The organism is Pseudomonas sp. 2848, from assembly GCF_003253945.1.
In the GTDB taxonomy this organism is placed as follows: Bacteria; Pseudomonadota; Gammaproteobacteria; order Pseudomonadales; family Pseudomonadaceae; genus Aquipseudomonas.
On the sequence record NZ_QKZD01000008.1, the window covers coordinates 235,595 to 251,426 of the forward strand.

Annotated in this window: 12 protein-coding genes and 1 pseudogene; 4 read left to right on the plus strand and 9 right to left on the minus strand. The window is 64.6% G+C overall.

Annotated features, from left to right (window positions below; translation table 11 throughout):
* Positions 1-5: 5 nt before the first annotated feature.
* The 6 genes and pseudogenes from DFS21_RS17795 to DFS21_RS17820 form a co-directional block, all read right to left on the minus strand.
* Positions 6-3,638 carry an ATP-binding protein gene (locus DFS21_RS17795; protein ID WP_111532749.1) on the minus strand — a complete coding sequence of 1,211 codons (3,633 nt, stop codon included), beginning with the start codon at positions 3,636-3,638 and terminating at the stop codon, positions 6-8.
* Position 3,639: 1 nt separating this feature from the next.
* Positions 3,640-4,259, minus strand: a pseudogene (locus DFS21_RS17800) (response regulator).
* Between the two features lie 278 nt (positions 4,260-4,537).
* Positions 4,538-5,869 (minus strand): deoxyguanosinetriphosphate triphosphohydrolase, encoded by a 1,332-nt coding sequence (locus DFS21_RS17805; protein WP_046857859.1) that lies wholly within the window; start codon positions 5,867-5,869, stop codon positions 4,538-4,540.
* A gap of 78 nt (positions 5,870-5,947) precedes the next feature.
* Complete coding sequence (locus DFS21_RS17810; protein WP_110698787.1) at positions 5,948-6,274, minus strand: hypothetical protein; 327 nt, start codon at positions 6,272-6,274, stop codon at positions 5,948-5,950.
* The gene (locus tag DFS21_RS17815; RefSeq protein ID WP_102683128.1) at positions 6,271-6,645 is read right to left on the minus strand and encodes a phage holin family protein; all 375 of its coding nucleotides are present in this window, start codon (positions 6,643-6,645) and stop codon (positions 6,271-6,273) included. The genes DFS21_RS17810 and DFS21_RS17815 overlap by 4 nt, the downstream gene beginning before the upstream one ends.
* Positions 6,646-6,654: 9 nt before the next feature.
* A complete protein-coding gene (locus DFS21_RS17820) occupies positions 6,655-6,966 on the minus strand; it encodes a YqjD family protein (RefSeq protein WP_023631678.1) in 312 nt (103 codons plus the stop codon).
* Between the two features lie 302 nt (positions 6,967-7,268).
* Between DFS21_RS17820 and DFS21_RS17825 the strand changes: the two genes are divergently transcribed.
* The 4 genes from DFS21_RS17825 (at position 7,269) to DFS21_RS17840 (ending at position 10,098) form a co-directional block, all read left to right on the plus strand.
* Positions 7,269-8,477, plus strand: a complete 1,209-nt coding sequence (locus tag DFS21_RS17825; protein ID WP_111532750.1) for an ammonium transporter — start codon at positions 7,269-7,271, stop codon at positions 8,475-8,477.
* 73 nt (positions 8,478-8,550) lie between these two features.
* The gene (locus DFS21_RS17830; protein ID WP_110698783.1) at positions 8,551-8,799 is read left to right on the plus strand and encodes a glutaredoxin family protein; all 249 of its coding nucleotides are present in this window, start codon (positions 8,551-8,553) and stop codon (positions 8,797-8,799) included.
* Between the two features lie 55 nt (positions 8,800-8,854).
* The gene (locus DFS21_RS17835) at positions 8,855-9,163 is read left to right on the plus strand and encodes a hypothetical protein (protein ID WP_046856421.1); all 309 of its coding nucleotides are present in this window, start codon (positions 8,855-8,857) and stop codon (positions 9,161-9,163) included.
* A gap of 50 nt (positions 9,164-9,213) precedes the next feature.
* Complete coding sequence (locus DFS21_RS17840) at positions 9,214-10,098, plus strand: pseudouridine synthase (protein ID WP_110699161.1); 885 nt, start codon at positions 9,214-9,216, stop codon at positions 10,096-10,098.
* A gap of 113 nt (positions 10,099-10,211) precedes the next feature.
* Here the strand turns inward: DFS21_RS17840 and DFS21_RS17845 are convergent, their stop codons facing one another.
* The 3 genes from DFS21_RS17845 to acnA all read right to left on the minus strand — a co-directional run bounded on the left by DFS21_RS17845 (position 10,212) and on the right by acnA (position 15,625).
* Positions 10,212-11,777: a PAS domain-containing methyl-accepting chemotaxis protein gene (locus tag DFS21_RS17845; RefSeq protein ID WP_110698781.1), complete on the minus strand. Its 1,566-nt coding sequence runs from the start codon at positions 11,775-11,777 to the stop codon at positions 10,212-10,214.
* Between the two features lie 200 nt (positions 11,778-11,977).
* Positions 11,978-12,754 carry a CPBP family intramembrane glutamic endopeptidase gene (locus tag DFS21_RS17850; protein ID WP_111532751.1) on the minus strand — a complete coding sequence of 259 codons (777 nt, stop codon included), beginning with the start codon at positions 12,752-12,754 and terminating at the stop codon, positions 11,978-11,980.
* A 129-nt stretch (positions 12,755-12,883) separates the two neighbouring features.
* Positions 12,884-15,625: an aconitate hydratase AcnA gene (gene acnA, locus DFS21_RS17855; protein ID WP_110698777.1), complete on the minus strand. Its 2,742-nt coding sequence runs from the start codon at positions 15,623-15,625 to the stop codon at positions 12,884-12,886.
* Between the last annotated feature and the right edge of the window lie 207 nt (positions 15,626-15,832).

Genomic DNA, 15,832 nt, shown 5'->3' on the forward strand with positions numbered 1-15,832 from the left:
TGCCCTCATCCCGCCTCGGCCAGGTGCTCCAGCTGCCTGGCCAGGGCTTTCTCCACGCGGCGCATATGCCGTGCCAACGCCTGACGCCGCCTTAGCAGTTCGGCGTGGGGTACGTCCGTTCCCTCCAGTGCCTGGCAAGCCTCGATCAACGCCCGCGCATTCAGCATCCGTCCCGCGCTGAGGATCTTGTGTGCCTGCAGCGCCAGCTCGTCACCTTCGTGCCGCGGATCAATGGCCATCAGAATCTTCAGGTCCTGGCGCAGGCTCAGGAGCAGCGTTTCGAGGATGCGGTTGCGGTCGGCGAGGTTGTCGCCAACGATCGTGGACAGGCCTTTGAGATCGAAGCGTGGTGCCAAACCAGGGTGGCCGTGACAGCGCCGGGCAATGGGTGTGATGGCGCTCAGGCGTTGCCCCAGCACCTGCAAGCCGATGGGTTTGAGCAGGCAGTCATCCATGCCGGCGTCCAGGCACTGCTGGCGAACCTCGGGCTGGGCGTTGGCGGTATAGCCGAGAATGGTGCAGCGCGGTCGGCCGTGCAGGCGCTCCTCCGTGCGCACGGTCCGAGCCAGTTCGTAGCCATTCATCTGTGGCATGTTGCAGTCGACGATCAGCACATCGAAACAGCCCTCACGCCATTTACGCAGTCCTTCGCCGCCCTCCTCGGCGCTTTGCTGGTTCAACCCCAGGTAGTTCAGCTGTTGGGCCATCAACAGCAGATTGGCCGGGTGGTCGTCGATCACCAGAATGCGCAGTTGCTTGTTCGGCGGCAGGAATTGCGCCATTGGCCGCGGCGGGGCCGCGACCGGCTCGACGCACTGTAGCGGCATCACCAGGCGCACGCGGGTGCCGACACCTTGCAGGCTCTGCAGGGTCAGTTCGCCGCCCATCATCGCGCACAGGTCGCGGCTGATCACCAGCCCAAGGCCGGTGCCGGCCCGTGCGCCGTCGCTGTAGGGGTTGGCCTGTACGAAGGGGGAGAACAGGCGCTGCAGGTCGTGCTCGTGAATTCCGATACCGCTGTCGCGAACCTCCAGGTCAAGCGCCGGCAACGCCGGTTCGCCGTCGTTGCGCAGCTTGACGGTGATGCGCACCTGCCCTTGTTCGGTGAACTTGATCGCATTGCTGACCAGGTTCGACAGGACCTGCTTGAAGCGCAACGGGTCGAGCAGCGCATGGCAGCGGGCCTCGCGGGCAATCACCACATCCAGTACCAAACCCTTGTGGCGGGCGAGGCCGTCGAAAATCCGCCCGACCGACTCGACCAGCGCCGCGAGGTCGACGGGTTCGGGAGCCAGCGACATTTGCCCGGATTCGATCCGGGCGATATCCAGGATGTCGCCGATCAAGCCCAGCAGATCGTTGGCCGAATGGTGGGCGACTTCCAGCGCGGGGCGGTCCAGTTTGCCCTGCTCGGCGCGCTTCAAGGCCAGCTCCAGCATGCCGATGAGGGCGTTCATCGGCGTACGGATCTCATGGCTGATGGTGGCCAGGAACGTGCTCTTGGCCCGGTTGGCGTCATCGGCCTGCTGCTTGGCCAGGCGCAGGTCCTGCACCAGGTTGCGGCGTTCGCTGATGTCGATCCAGCCGCCGATGATTCCTTGCATTTCGCCTACCGAATCGCGGTAGGGCAGGATCCAGTGATAGATCGTCATGTCGCGGTCTTTCAGGCGCAAGGGGCGATCAAGAATCAAGGGTGTTCCCTGCGCCATCACCCGCTGGTAGTCGTCCTGCACCTGTTGGGTATAGTCACAGTCGCTGTAGGGGGCGTCTTCCAGGCGTTTGCCCAGCACCTGTTCGCGGCTGGCACCGACGGCTTGCAGATAGCTGTCGTTGCAGCTTTGCAGGCGTCCCTCGCGATCGCGCACATACATGGGGTGGGGCGTGCCGTTGAGCAGGGCACCCATGAATTCCAGCTGGTCGTTCAGCGCCCGTTCGGCCCGCTGACGTTGTTTGATCTGACGGCGCAGCCGGGCATTCCATACCAATGCGAGCACCAGCAGGATCGCGATCACCCCGACCACCTGCAGGATCACCCGGCGGTAGCTGCGCCAGTAGGCGTCGTCACGCAGCCCATGGTCGCGCCAGCGGCTGTTGATCACCCCCAGTTCTTCTGGCGAGATGCTCAGCAACGCCTTGTCGAGGATCGAACCCAGCTCACTGGCCTCGGGGGCGGTGGCCATGGAAAAGGCCGCGGGTTCCGTGCCGACCGTGCTGCGGATGACCAGGTCGTTGCTGGTGGCGAGCATGTGGTTGGCGTCGATCAGGGTGGCGATCGCCGCATCCACCGCGCCGCTGCCGAGCAGCACCATGGAGTAATAGGTGCTTTCGGTGGCAACCTGATGGATCCGCGGGTGGCGCGCTGCAAGCAGGGCGGCCACGGTGCTGTCGCGGGGAGCGGCGACCCGCTTGCCCTTGAGTTGCTTGAGGCTGTTGGGTTGGTCGGTGCCGGTATGGGTAACCAGCACATAGGCGCTCTCCAGATAGGGGCGGCTGACCTGCAGCGGGTTGCCCTGGCGTGCCTCGGTGGACAGGCTGGCGATGATATCGGCACGACCGGACTCGAGCTGATCGATCATGTCGCCGTCGCCACTGGCGCGGCGGATCTCGAAGCGCAGGCCGGTGCGCAGGCGAATGAGCTCAAGCAGGTCGGCGACTATCCCCCGCAGGCGATCATTGCTGTCGAAGAACGTCAGTGGCGCCGCCGTGTCGTTGACCACCACGCGCATGATCGGGTGTTGGCTCAGCCACTGCTCCTCGCGTGTCGACAACTGCAGCTTGCGATCGGTCAGCAGGCTGCCGCTGCTTGCGCTCCAGCGTTTGAAGATATCGTTGCGGGTGGCGCTGGACTGCGCGTCAAGCGCGGCATCAACCAGGGACTGGAGGATAGGCTCGCCCTCACGCATGGCAAAGCTGAAGCCCACGGCCTCGTGCTTGCCGAAGTTGGCCATGCGCACATGCGGCAAGTGACCCTGGCTGATCAGGTAGTGAGTGGAGATGGTGTCGCCAATGAACACGTCGGCCTGTTCGAAGGCTACCGCATTCAGGGCCTGGGTGGATGACTCGAAGGTCAGCAGTTCGGCCTTGGGGTAGTTGGCGTGGATTTCCCCGGGCGGCAGGTAGTGATACAGCATGCTCAGGCGCATGCCCGCCAGGCCGGTGTCCAGTGCGCGGCTTTCGTCCTCGCGGGTCACCAGCACGGGTTGGTCAATGGCATAGGGGCGCGAAAGCGCCAGGCCCTGGGTGACGGCTTCATAGCCGTTGGCGCTGCCCAGCAGGTCGATATGACCGCTCTTGAGCGCCGCGACCGCCGCCGGGCGGCTGGGAAAGCGCTGCACACGGACAGGCAGGCCCAGGGCGCTGCCGATCAAACCGGCGTAGTCGGCGGTCAACCCTTGGTATTCGCGCCCACCCGTGGCGATATCGAAGGGGGGATAGTCGGGCGCCGAGGTACCCAGCACCAGCTCCTTGCGCTCTGCGAGCCAGTCGCGCTGGGCCGCTGTCAGGGGCGGCCGGACCGACGTCGGTGCCGAGCGGCTGAGCAAGGTGTAGGTGCGCCCCAGGTCGACGGTCACGCTGCCACCTTGCAGCGGCGTGCCCAGGCAGAGCAGCAATACAGCGATGTACCTCCACGTCATCATTTCAGACCAGTGCGTTGCGCTTGGCGACGTCGATCAACTCTACCAATGTGCTGGCGCGCAATTTGTGCATGAGGCGCTTCTTGTAGGTGCTGACGGTCTTGTTGCTGAGGAACATGCCCTTGGCAATTTCCTTGTTGCTGCGGCCCTGGGCGAAAAGTTGCAGGACCATCAATTCCCGGTCGTTGACCTGGCGGAACAGTTCCAGCTCTTGGTTGCTGCCTGTTGGCGGTGGATTGAGTGCCTGGCTGGGAAAGTAGTTGTAGCCGGACAGCACGGCCTTGATGGCGCTGAGCAGCTCACTGAGGTCTTCCTGCTTGCATACATACCCGGCCGCGCCGGAGTGCATGCAGCGCACGGCGAACAGTGCCGGCGATTGCGCGGTCAGCACCAGGACTTTCAGCGGGATGCCATGGCCTGCAGGCGTGAGAGCATTTCCAGGCCATCGAGCTTGGGGATGCTGATGTCCAGTATGACCAGGTCCGGCGGGGTTTCGCGGATAAGCTGCATGGCGTCAACGCCATTGTCCGATTCACCGACCACCCGATATCCCTGGTTCTCCAGCAACATCCGTATCGCCAAGCGTATAACGGGATGGTCATCAACAATAAAGACTGAGTGCATATTCAACATTCCAAGCTGCAGGTGAAAGCAGCCGGCACATTAGCTCAGATGCATGGCGGCGGGCAGGGAAGTAGGTGCCAAATGCGGGATATAGGAATTAACTTACAGCGCTCGCGAAACTTTGCTACGTGAGATGTGGATGTTGGCGGGTTTTTATCAGGAGTTGATAACTTTTGCGGGGGTGTGAGGCTGGCAAGTTTATTTGTAAAAAAATATCATAGGAAATTTCATACAAATTAAACATGGATGGCAAACATTCGTCTGCCACCCCGTTTTTTCTACTTCGGGCTGGAGCGCCCGGTCATTTCCTGGGCCATTTCACTGGCGTAGCTGTCGGTCATGCCGGCGATGAAGTCGATCATGCGCAGGAATGCGCCATGCAGCGAACCATGCGGGTCGGGGGCGTTGTTGCCGATCAGGTCCAGCACACGCCGGCTCTTGAACGATGGCGTGCGCCCACCGTGCTGCTCCAGGGCCGCGCCACAGAAGGTGTTGAGCAGGATCTCCAGGGTCGTGTAGGCGCCGATCTCGTGCAGGGTCTTGCGCTTGTCCTGGAAGATCTTCTTGCGCGCCATGTCCTTGGCCTGGAGCACGCAGCGTTGCGCCGGGCCGTGCATGTGCTCCACCAGGTCACCGGCCAGGCGGCCGGCAAGCAGAGCCTGCTGTTGTTCGACGAAGGCCTGGGCGGCGGCATTGGTCAGGTGCTCGATGGCCTTGCCGCGCAGGATCGCCAGCTTGCGCCGGCGTGACTCGCCCGGGCCCAGGAGGCGGTAGGTTTCCGGCAGGTCGTCACCCACCAGGTCCAGCAGCAGCGCCTCGACTTCGGCGTACTGCAGCAGGTCCATCTCCAGGCCGTCCTCGAGGTCGATCAAGGCATAGCAGATGTCGTCCGCAGCCTCCATCAGGTACACAAGGGGATGGCGCGCCCAGCGCTGGTGCTCGAGCTGGGGCAGGCCGAGCTTGCCGGCGATCTGCTCGAGCAGCCCCAGTTCGCTCTGGTAGCAGCCGAACTTGTGCTTCTTGTAGCCCAGGGCATCGGCGTGGCGCGCGGCCCAGGGGTACTTGAGGTAGGCGCCGAGGGTTGCGTAGGTCAGGCGCATGCCGCCATCGAACTGGTGGTATTCGAGCTGCGTGAGAACACGAAACCCTTGGGCGTTGCCTTCGAAATTGAGGAAGTCGCCGCGCTGCTCGTCGCTCATGTCGTCCAGCCAGCCACGCCCGGCAGCCTGTTGGAACCAGTGGCGAATGGCGTCCTCGCCCGAGTGGCCGAACGGCGGGTTGCCGATGTCGTGGGCCAGGCAGGCCGACTGCACGATCATTCCCAGGTCGCTGGGTTCGCACCAGTCCGGCAGTTGGCCGCGCAGGGTCTCGCCGACACGCATGCCCAGCGAGCGACCGACGCAGCTGACTTCCAGAGAGTGGGTGAGGCGGGTGTGGATGTGGTCGTTGCTGGACACCGGATGCACCTGGGTCTTGCGCCCCAGGCGGCGGAAGGCGCCGGAGAAGATGATGCGGTCGTGGTCCTTGTGGAAAGGGCTGCGCCCGAGCTCTTCGGGGCTGTAGAGGGCCTTGCCCAGTCGTTCGCGGGTCAGCAGGGTTTGCCAGTCCAAGGCGTTTTCTCCCATCGTAGAGTCGGGATAGCTTCCTGTGTCCGGCGCGCCCGCGCAAGGGCCGGGCGCGCTCGGGCTTCAGCGGCGGCGGCTGCCGAGGAACAGGCGAATCAACGGGGCCAGGCTGGCGCCCAGGCGTACCAGGCGCGTCAGGTTGCCGCTGCGCACGCCCTTGCCGGTGAGAAAGCCCAGGGCGACCACGGCGCCAATGCCCCACAGCGAGCCGTGCTTGACCCCCAGGCTTTCGCCGAACGAGCCACCCATGCCGCGCAGGCGGCGGACCGGTTCGAGCAACTGCCCTGATTCGTGGCGAATTTCCTGGCGGTGCATTTCCATGCGCAGGCGCAGCAGCGCCTTGCGCAGCTCCCGTGGGTTACGGGTGTTGGGTAGTTCTGGCAGGCTCATGGCAGCAGGCGCTCCCGATCCTTGGCCAACTCCTCGAGGGTGGCATTGAACGGCGAGGACTCGTCGAACACCGCGGCCTTCAGGCGCAGGCCGCAGTACAGCGCGGCGACCCCGTAGAACACGCACAGGCCGATGATCCCGGCCAGGCGGTAGCTGTCCCACAGCAGCACCAGCACCAGGCCCGACAAGGCGGTCAGCAGCAGCAGGGCGAACACCAGCGCCAGGCCAGCGAACAACAGCAGGCTCAAGGTACGGGCCTTCTGCTCCTGCAACTCGATACCGAACAGCTCGATATGGCTATGCAGCAAGCCCAGCACGGCCGCGCCCAGGCGCCTGCCGGAGGCGCCGGTGCCGATGGCTTCGTTGTCCATGAAGGTTCCTCAGCGCTTGGCCAGCAGGCCGATCAGCAGGCCGACGCCGGCGGCGATGCCGATCGCCTGCCACGGGTTCTCCTGCACGTATTGCTCGGCGCTGCCCAGGGCGGCCTGGCCACGGGCGCGCACCGAGTCCTGGGTCAGTTGCAGGGTTTCACGAGCCTGGACCAGGCGATCGTGGATCTGCTCGCGCAGTTCATCGGCCTGGTCGCCGGCCAGGTTGGCCGTGTCGGCCAGCAGTTTTTCGGTGTCGCGGACCAGGGCCTGGAAGTCAGCCATCAGTATGTCTTGTGCAGTCTTTGCCGATTTGCTGGCCATGAGTGGGCCTCTCCCTGTGGATGTGTGTGGCTATTTCGAGTGATCGGTGGCACGGAAGGTTCAGCGGGATGTGTTGGTACAGCGCTTGCTAAAAACGGTGCGTGTCCGCCGAGGCGTGCGCCGACATCAGGCGCCCTTGCTGCAGATACCGCTAAACCTTAACCCAATCCACGACAAACCCAAGAAAAAACCACGCAGGCCCCGCCCGGCTCACCGAAATTGGGCAGCGGCCTGGCACCGATGCGGTGCATGGATGCCGGTTCTTGAACTGTCCTGGTGCCTTTTTGCAGGTCTGCCATTACATGGAAAACACGCACAGCGCGATGGACTCCCTGGTCCACGGCTCCAACACTTTGTTCATCCTCATGGGCGCGATACTGGTCCTGGCCATGCATGCGGGGTTCGCCTTTCTCGAAGTCGGCACAGTGCGGTACAAGAATCAGGTCAACGCTTTGTCGAAGATCCTCAGCGACTTCGCGATCTCGGCGCTGGTTTACTTCTTCGTCGGTTACTGGATCGCCTATGGCGTGAGCTTCCTGCAGCCGGCGGCGGCGCTGGCCAGCGACCATGGCTACGCGCTGGTCAAATGCTTCTTCCTGCTGACCTTCGCCGCGGCGATTCCGGCAATCATTTCCGGCGGCATCGCCGAACGCGCGCGCTTTGCGCCGCAACTGTGCGCAACGGCGTTGATCGTGGCGTTCATCTACCCGTTTTTCGAAGGCATCGTGTGGAACGGCAACTTCGGCTTGCAGGCCTGGTTGCAAGCGCGCTTCGGTGCGCCGTTCCACGACTTCGCCGGCTCCGTGGTGGTGCACGCCATGGGGGGCTGGCTGGCGCTGGCGGCGGTGTTGCTGCTGGGCGCGCGCCGCGGCCGTTATCGCGATGGCCGGCTGGTGGCGTTCGCCCCCTCGAGCATTCCGTTCCTGGCGCTGGGGTCGTGGATCCTGATCATCGGCTGGTTCGGCTTCAATGTCATGAGCGCGCAGACCCTGCAAGGGGTGAGCGGGCTGGTGGCGATCAATTCGCTGATGGCCATGGTCGGGGGCACCCTGGCGGCATTGCTGGCCGGGCGCAACGACCCCGGCTTCCTGCACAACGGCCCGCTGGCCGGCCTGGTGGCGGTGTGCGCAGGTTCCGACCTGATGCACCCGGTGGGGGCGCTGGCCACCGGCCTGGTGGCAGGCGGGCTGTTCGTCTGGTGCTTCACTGCCGCGCAGAACCGCTGGAAGATCGACGACGTGCTGGGGGTATGGCCGCTGCATGGCCTGTGCGGCGTGTGGGGCGGCATCGCCTGCGGCGTGTTCGGGCAGGTGGCCCTGGGAGGGCTGGGCGGTGTCAGCCTGGTCAGCCAACTGCTGGGCAGCCTGGCGGGTGTGCTGGTGGCACTGGTCGGCGGCTTTGCCGTGTACGGTCTGCTCAAGGCTTTGCATGGTTTGCGCTTGAACCATGAGCAGGAGTTCCAGGGCGCGGACCTGGCGGTGCATCGAATCGGCGCCACCAGCCAGGATTGAGGCAAGTCAGGTGCACGCAGGCGCAGGCGGACCTAGAATGAGCATCCCTTCCTGCGATTTTGCGGATAGACGCATGCTGCCTGAAACCCAATTGTTCGGCACCCTCGGGTGCCATCTGTGCGAAGTGGCCGAAGCCGTGCTGATGCCATTCGTCGAGCACGGCTTGCTGGTCGAACTGGTCGATATCGCCGACAGTGAGGCGCTGTTCGAACGTTACGGGCTGATCATTCCGGTATTGCGCCGTTGCGATACCGGTGCCGAGCTGGGTTGGCCGTTCGACGCCGAGCAAGTAGTGGCCTTCCTCGGCCGAGCCGCGCATTGACGGCACCCGCTTCGCTTCGTATGCTGTATATAAATACAGTATCCCGAGGTAAGTCATGCTCAATGTCGAGCAACTCAAGTACAGCATCAATCACATGGCGCCCGAGCGTGTGTGCGAGGCGGTGCTGGAACTGCGCCTCGATGGCATCGTCACCGACGAGCGCACGCCGTTCGGCAAGGTCCATTTCAATACCTGCTTCGCCGAGATCGAGGCGCTGTTCCAGCGTGCCGGCTTCCACCGTCCGCTGGATGTCGTGGGCTACCAGGGGCTGAGCTATGCCCTCTACGATCCGGGCCGCTGGGACGCGGTGCAGGTGCTGCGCTGGCTGAAGGCGCGCTGCGAGCCGGCCTGCGAGGCTGGTTGAGGGGCGGGGGGTAGGAGATAATGTCCGCCCACGCAGAACCGAGCCCGATGATGACCACGCCTTTCGACCCCGCCCGCCAGCAAGCCAGTACCGTATGCCTGCCTCCGGGGCCCTGGGCAAACGTGCTCGACTGCTTGTGCGAGCATTTCAAGGGCATCAGCCGCGAACAATGGCTGGACCGCTTCGCCCGAGGGCGGGTATTGAATGCCGAGGGCCAGCCCATTGCAGCGGACACCCGCTATCGTCGGGGCATGCGCCTGCACTATTTTCGTGAAGTACCCAATGAAAAGGTGATCCCGGTGCAGGAAGAAATCCTGCATGTGGATGAGCACCTAGTGGTAGCGGACAAGCCGCATTTCCTGCCTGTGACGCCCACCGGCGAGTATGTCGAGCAGACGCTGCTGCGTCGGCTGATCCGACGCCTGGACAACCCGCATCTGGTGCCGCTGCATCGCATCGACCGACACACGGCCGGGCTGGTGCTGTTCTCTGCCAACCCGCAGAGCCGTGGCGCCTATCAGCGCCTGTTCCCCGAGCGGCGTATCGACAAGCATTACCAAGCCATCGCCGCGGCCATGCCGCAGCATGATTACCCGCTGGTGCACCGCAGCCGTCTGGTGCACGGCGAGCCGTTCTTCCGCATGCATGAGGTGGAAGGGGTCGATAACAGTGAAACCCACGCCTGCGTGCTGGAGAAAAATGGCGATCTGTGGCGCTATGGCCTGTCACCGGTCACCGGCAAGACCCACCAGTTACGCGTGCATATGGCGGCGCTGGGCGCGGGGATCTGCAACGATCCGTTCTATCCGCAGTTGGTCAACGAGCAGGATGATTACGCACGGCCACTCAAGCTGCTGGCCCATAGCCTGCGTTTCGAGGATCCGTTGACGGGTGAGGTTCGTTACTTCGAGAGCCGGCTGGCGCTCGACTGGTAAAAACATCGCCGGCAAGTCGGCTACCACAGAGATGGCGCTTGGCCTGAGGGCGGCGCGGTCAGTGTGGGAGCCGGCTTGCCGGCGATGCGCCGCTTAAGCGGCGCCTTTTGTCATCAGCGGTTGAAACGCTCCACCAGCGAGTACTGGGTCCCCGCCGTGCTGGTCAGCTCTTCGCTGAGCAGCGCCGAGCGCTGGGCCTGGCCGGCGGTCTGGTCGGCGAGGTCGGCGATGGTGCTGATGTTGCGGCTGATCTCCTCGGCCACCGCGCTCTGCTCTTCGGTAGCTGCGGCGATCTGCGTCGCCATGTCGGTGATGTTGGCCACGGCATCGCTGATGCCCACCAATGCCTGGTCGGCCTGCATGACCCGCTCGACACCTTCCTGGGCCTGGCGATGGCCGTTTTCCATGGTCTGCACCGCGTTGTTGGCGGTCTGTTGCAGCTTGGCGATCAGGGTGTGGATCTGCCCGGTGGATTCGGCGGTACGCTGGGCCAGCTGGCGGACCTCATCGGCCACCACGGCGAAGCCGCGGCCCATTTCACCGGCACGCGCCGCTTCGATGGCAGCGTTGAGTGCCAGCAGGTTGGTCTGGTCGGCGATGCCCTTGATCACATCGACCACGCCGCCAATCTCGTCGCTGTCCTTGGCCAACTGGGTGACGGTCAGCCCGGTTTCGCCCACGGCAGCCGACAGCCGCTCGATGGCGTCACGGGTTTCGCCGGCAATATTGCGGCCCTGGCTGGTCAGGCGATTGGCCTCCTGAGTCGCGTCGGCGGTGCGCTGGACATGGTTGGCCACTTCCTGGGTGGTGGCGGCCATCTGGTTGACGGCGGCGGCCACCTGCTCGGTCTCAACGCGCTGGCGCTCCAGGCCCGAGGAGCTCTGGTGGGCGAGGGTGTCGGACTGGCGGGCCTGGTCGCTGAGCTGTTCGGCGCTGTCCTGCAGGCGCGTCAGGCAGGTCTTCATCCGTGCGTCCTGGCTGAGCATGGCCATTTCCAGGCGTGCCTGAACGCCGCGGCTGTCGGTGTACATCTGCGCGATCAGCGGGTCGGAGGTGGTCTGTTCTGCCAGGCGCAGCAGGCGCTTGAGGCCGCGTTGCTGCCAGCTCAGGCCGAGCAGGCCCAGCGGCACCGACAGGCCGGCGGCCAAGGCGAAGCCCCAGGAGTGGCCCAGCCAGTTGCCGATCAGGAAACCGACCTGGCTGATCAGGATGAACGGCAACCAGTCCTGCAGCACCGGCAGCCACTTGTCACGTTTCGGGATGGCCGACTTGCCCTGGTTGATGCGCTGGTACAGCGCCTCGGCGCGGCGGATCTGCTCGGCGGTGGGCTTGACCCGCACCGACTCGTAGCCGACCACCTGGTTGTTGTCGAAGATCGGTGTGACGTAGGCATTGACCCAGTAGTGGTCGCCCGACTTGCAGCGGTTCTTGACGATACCCATCCACGGCAGGCCCTGTTTGAGGGTCTGCCACATATGGGCGAATACGGCTGACGGGACGTCGGGGTGACGCACCAGGTTGTGCGGTGCGCCCATCAGGTCCTCGCGGGAGAATCCGCTGATCTCGATGAAGGCATCGTTGCAGTAAGTGATCACGCCTTTGGCGTTGGTGGTGGAGATCAACCGCTGCTGGGCAGGGAAAGTCCGTTCTCTCTGGGTAATCGGCTGGTTGTTACGCATTGGCTGTTCAATCCGCAAGGCTTTCGACGGGTATCGGCAAGCCTCTGGTTTTATTGAATGAATATTTGACTGCCTTGATCTGGGGCAAGGTGCCATCAGTGTGGTTGAGCTATCGCAGCCGGCCTGATCGCAGCCATTGCCTTCAATATTGCAGTTTTCTTTATAAAAGATGACGTTTAGGTCTGATCATGACCGATTGTTCAGCTTGGGGCCAGCATCGGGTAGCTGAACAGGGTGAAGTGCGCCAGGTTGACGCAGGTGTGGCACAGCACCGCCGCTGCCAGCCCGCCATGGCGATAGGCCAGACCATACCCCACCCCGGCCAGGGTGGCCAGGTAGAACCACTGCCAGCCGCCGGCCAGGTGCGCGAGGCCGAACAACAGCGCGGCCACCAGCAGCGCCAGCCCCTCATGTTTGAACAGACGTTGCAGGCCGCCCTGGATGTAGCCACGGAACAGCAGTTCCTCGGTCAGGCTCACCAGCAGCAGGTTGTTGGCCAGCCACAGCCAGGCCTGGTCCGGCCATTTCGGTGCCCAGGCAACCAGGCCCAGGGCCGAGGCACCACCCAGGCAGGCGAGCAGGGTAAGGGGAAGGATCAGCGCCAGGCTCATGGCCAGGCCGCGACCGCGCAGCATTACCAGCCAAGGGCAGGCCAGCAGCAGCCACAGGCCGATCAGCGGCTTGTCCAGGTTCAGGTACATGGAGAAGGGCACCGCGCCTTCGCTGAGGACGGCCTTGTCGATGACGCGAGCGCCATGGAAACCGGGCAGCCAGTGCAGCGCCAGGGCGATGCCCAGGAGGATGAACAGCAGATGGCCGAGGCTTTGTTGCCAGCGCACCGGACGGCGGGCGAGCAGGGCACTGCACAGCAGCGCGAGCAAGGCGGGCAGGGCGGCGAGGCCGAGGCTGCCGTAGGTCAGGGCGATCGCATAGCCGAGGGCAAGCAGGAGCAGGGCGATCCAGTGGAGAAGAGGCATGGTGTTTCCTTAGTGCCGGTGAATCAGAGGAGGGTAGGACTCCTCGTCTGGCCTTCAGGACACCTGAAACCACCCGCGCGGGGCAAGCCCCCACATTGCGTGGGAGCGGGCTTGCCCCGCGAAGGGGCCTTATCCTGCGATCAATTGCCGCAGCACATAATGCAGGATCCCTCCCGACTTGAAGTACTCCACCTCATTGAGGGTGTCGATCCGACACAGGACCTCGATCTGCTCCTGGCGCCCGTCTTCGCGAGTGATGCGCAGCGGCAGGCTCATGCCCGGGCGGATCTGCGCATCAGTCAGCCCCAGCACATCGATGCGCTCGCTGCCGGTCAGCCCCAGGCGCTTGCGGTCGTCCCCTGCCTTGAACTGCAGTGGCAGCACGCCCATGCCCACCAGGTTGGAGCGGTGTATGCGTTCGAAACTCTCCGCCAGCACCGCCTTGACCCCCAGCAGGTTGGTGCCCTTGGCCGCCCAGTCGCGGCTGGAGCCGGTGCCGTATTCCTGCCCGGCGATCACCACCAGCGGCGTGCCATCCTGCTGGTAACGCATGGCGGCATCGTAGATCGACAGCTTTTCACCGCTGGGCACGTACAGGGTGTTGCCGCCTTCCTCGCCGCCAAGCATCTCGTTGCGGATGCGGATGTTGGCGAAGGTGCCGCGCATCATCACTTCATGGTTGCCGCGACGCGAACCGTAGGAGTTGAAGTCGCGCGGTTCCACGCCCTTGCCGCGCAGGTAGCGGCCGGCCGGGCTGTCGGCCTTGATGTTGCCAGCCGGGGAAATGTGGTCAGTGGTCACCGAGTCGCCGAGCAGGGCGAGGATGCGTGCGTTGCGCACATCACCGATCTCCGGCAGTGGGCCGCCGATGTCATCGAAGAAGGGCGGGTGCTGGATATAGGTGGAATCGGCCTGCCAGACATAGGTCGCGGCCTGTGGCACTTCGATCGCCTGCCACTGGGCATCGCCGGCGAACACCTCGGCGTATTCCTTGTGGAACATGCGGGTGTCGACATTGCTGACCGCCTCGGCGATCTCCTGCTGGCTTGGCCAGATGTCGCGCAGGTAGACAGGCTTGCCGTCCTTGCCGGTGCCGAGCGGCTCCTGGCTGAGGTCGATGCGCACGCTTCCGGCCAGAGCATAGGCCACCACGAGCGGCGGCGAAGCCAGCCAGTTGGTCTTGACCAGCGGGTGTACCCGGCCTTCGAAGTTGCGGTTGCCCGATAGCACCGAGGCGACGGTGAGGTCGGCGCTGCCGATGGCTTGCTCGATGGCCTCGTCCAGGGGGCCCGAGTTGCCGATGCAGGTGGTGCAGCCATAACCGACCAGGTCGAAACCGAGCTGGTCGAGGTATTGTGTCAGGCCCGCGGCCTTGTAGTAGTCGGTGACCACCTTGGAGCCGGGGGCGAGCGAACTCTTCACCCAGGGCTTGCGTTGCAGGCCTTTCTCCACGGCTTTCTTCGCCACCAGCCCGGCGGCCATCATCACGCTGGGGTTGGAGGTGTTGGTGCAGGAGGTGATGGCGGCGATCACCACCGCGCCGTCGCGCAGGGTGTGGGTCTGGTTTTCGTGGGTGTAGTCGATCTCGCCAGCCTGGTCGGCATTGCCCACCGCCACGCCACCGCCGCCTTCGCTTTCCAGGCGGCCGACTTCCTTGGCCAGGGGTTTGGGCTGCAACTCGATGAAGTGGTCGAAGGCCTGGCGCACCTGGCCCAGGGCGACGCGGTCCTGCGGGCGCTTGGGCCCGGCCAGGCTGGCTTCCACATCGTTCATGTCCAACGCCAGGGTGTCGCTGAACAACGGCTCTTGGCCGGGCAGGCGCCACAGGCCCTGGGCCTTGCAGTAGGCCTCGACCAGTTGCACGGTCTCCTCGGGGCGGCCGGACAGGCGCAGGTAGTCGAGGGTCACCTGGTCGACCGGGAAGAAGCCACAGGTGGCGCCATACTCGGGGGCCATGTTGGCGATGGTGGCGCGATCGGCCAGCGGCAGGTCGGCCAGGCCGTCGCCATAGAATTCGACGAACTTGCCCACCACGCCCTTCTTGCGCAGCATCTGCGTGACTGTCAGGACCAGGTCGGTAGCGGTGATGCCCTCGCGCAGCTTGCCGGTGAGCTTGAAGCCGATCACCTCGGGGATCAGCATCGATACCGGCTGGCCGAGCATGGCAGCTTCGGCCTCGATGCCGCCCACGCCCCAGCCGAGCACGCCCAGGCCGTTGATCATGGTGGTGTGCGAGTCGGTGCCGACCAGGGTGTCGGGGAAGGCATAGGTGCGGCCGTCCTCTTCGCGGGTCCATACCGTGCGGCCCAGGTACTCGAGGTTGACCTGGTGGCAGATGCCGGTGCCCGGCGGCACCACGCGGAAGTTGTCGAAGGCGCTCTGGCCCCAGCGCAGGAAGGCGTAGCGTTCGCCGTTGCGCTGCATCTCGATGTCGACGTTCTGGGCGAACGCGGCCGGGGTGGCATAACGGTCGACCATCACCGAGTGGTCGATCACCAGGTCCACCGGCGACAATGGGTTGATCCGCTGCGGGTCGCCGCCGGCCTTGGCCATGGCCGCGCGCATGGCGGCCAGGTCGACCACCGCCGGCACGCCGGTGAAGTCCTGCATCAGCACCCGCGCGGGGCGGTACTGGATCTCGCGGTCGGAGCGACGCTCCTGCAGCCAGGCGGCGAGGGCGCGCAGGTCGTCACCGGTAACGGTCTTGCCGTCTTCCCAGCGCAGCAGGTTCTCCAGCAGCACCTTGAGCGACATGGGCAGGCGCTGCAGGTCGCCGAGCTGGTGGGCGGCGTCGGGCAGGCTGAAATAGTGGTAGGCGCGGTTGGCCACCTGGAGGGTCTTGAGGGTTTTCAGGCTATCGAGCGAGGGCATTTACAACTCCTTGTGCTCCGGTGCCCGGCGACTGCGGGTCGCTCGCCGGTATCACCGCTCTGGACCGGTCCGCACGGCACGGACCTGGCTGAACAGTCAGGTTAGACCGGTTTGCCGGCCCCGACCCTTTTCTGGACCGATGGGGCGTGTCGCTGGTTCCCGACTTCCTTTATCATTCGCCGCCCTGGCGCCGTCTGCGCCAGTGAT

What these genes read in the sequence shown, in the direction of transcription:
- DFS21_RS17830 (WP_110698783.1), top strand. Translation starts at nt 8,551, where the DNA reads ATGCTGCCTGAAACCCAATTGTTCGGCACCCTCGGGTGCCATCTGTGC.
- DFS21_RS17815 (WP_102683128.1), bottom strand. Translation starts at nt 6,645, where the DNA reads ATGGACAACGAAGCCATCGGCACCGGCGCCTCCGGCAGGCGCCTGGGC.
- DFS21_RS17850 (WP_111532751.1), bottom strand. Translation starts at nt 12,754, where the DNA reads ATGCCTCTTCTCCACTGGATCGCCCTGCTCCTGCTTGCCCTCGGCTAT.
- DFS21_RS17825 (WP_111532750.1), top strand. Translation starts at nt 7,269, where the DNA reads ATGGAAAACACGCACAGCGCGATGGACTCCCTGGTCCACGGCTCCAAC.
- DFS21_RS17795 (WP_111532749.1), bottom strand. Translation starts at nt 3,638, where the DNA reads ATGATGACGTGGAGGTACATCGCTGTATTGCTGCTCTGCCTGGGCACG.
- DFS21_RS17810 (WP_110698787.1), bottom strand. Translation starts at nt 6,274, where the DNA reads ATGAGCCTGCCAGAACTACCCAACACCCGTAACCCACGGGAGCTGCGC.
- acnA (WP_110698777.1), bottom strand. Translation starts at nt 15,625, where the DNA reads ATGCCCTCGCTCGATAGCCTGAAAACCCTCAAGACCCTCCAGGTGGCC.
- DFS21_RS17845 (WP_110698781.1), bottom strand. Translation starts at nt 11,777, where the DNA reads ATGCGTAACAACCAGCCGATTACCCAGAGAGAACGGACTTTCCCTGCC.
- DFS21_RS17835 (WP_046856421.1), top strand. Translation starts at nt 8,855, where the DNA reads ATGCTCAATGTCGAGCAACTCAAGTACAGCATCAATCACATGGCGCCC.
- DFS21_RS17840 (WP_110699161.1), top strand. Translation starts at nt 9,214, where the DNA reads ATGACCACGCCTTTCGACCCCGCCCGCCAGCAAGCCAGTACCGTATGC.
- DFS21_RS17820 (WP_023631678.1), bottom strand. Translation starts at nt 6,966, where the DNA reads ATGGCCAGCAAATCGGCAAAGACTGCACAAGACATACTGATGGCTGAC.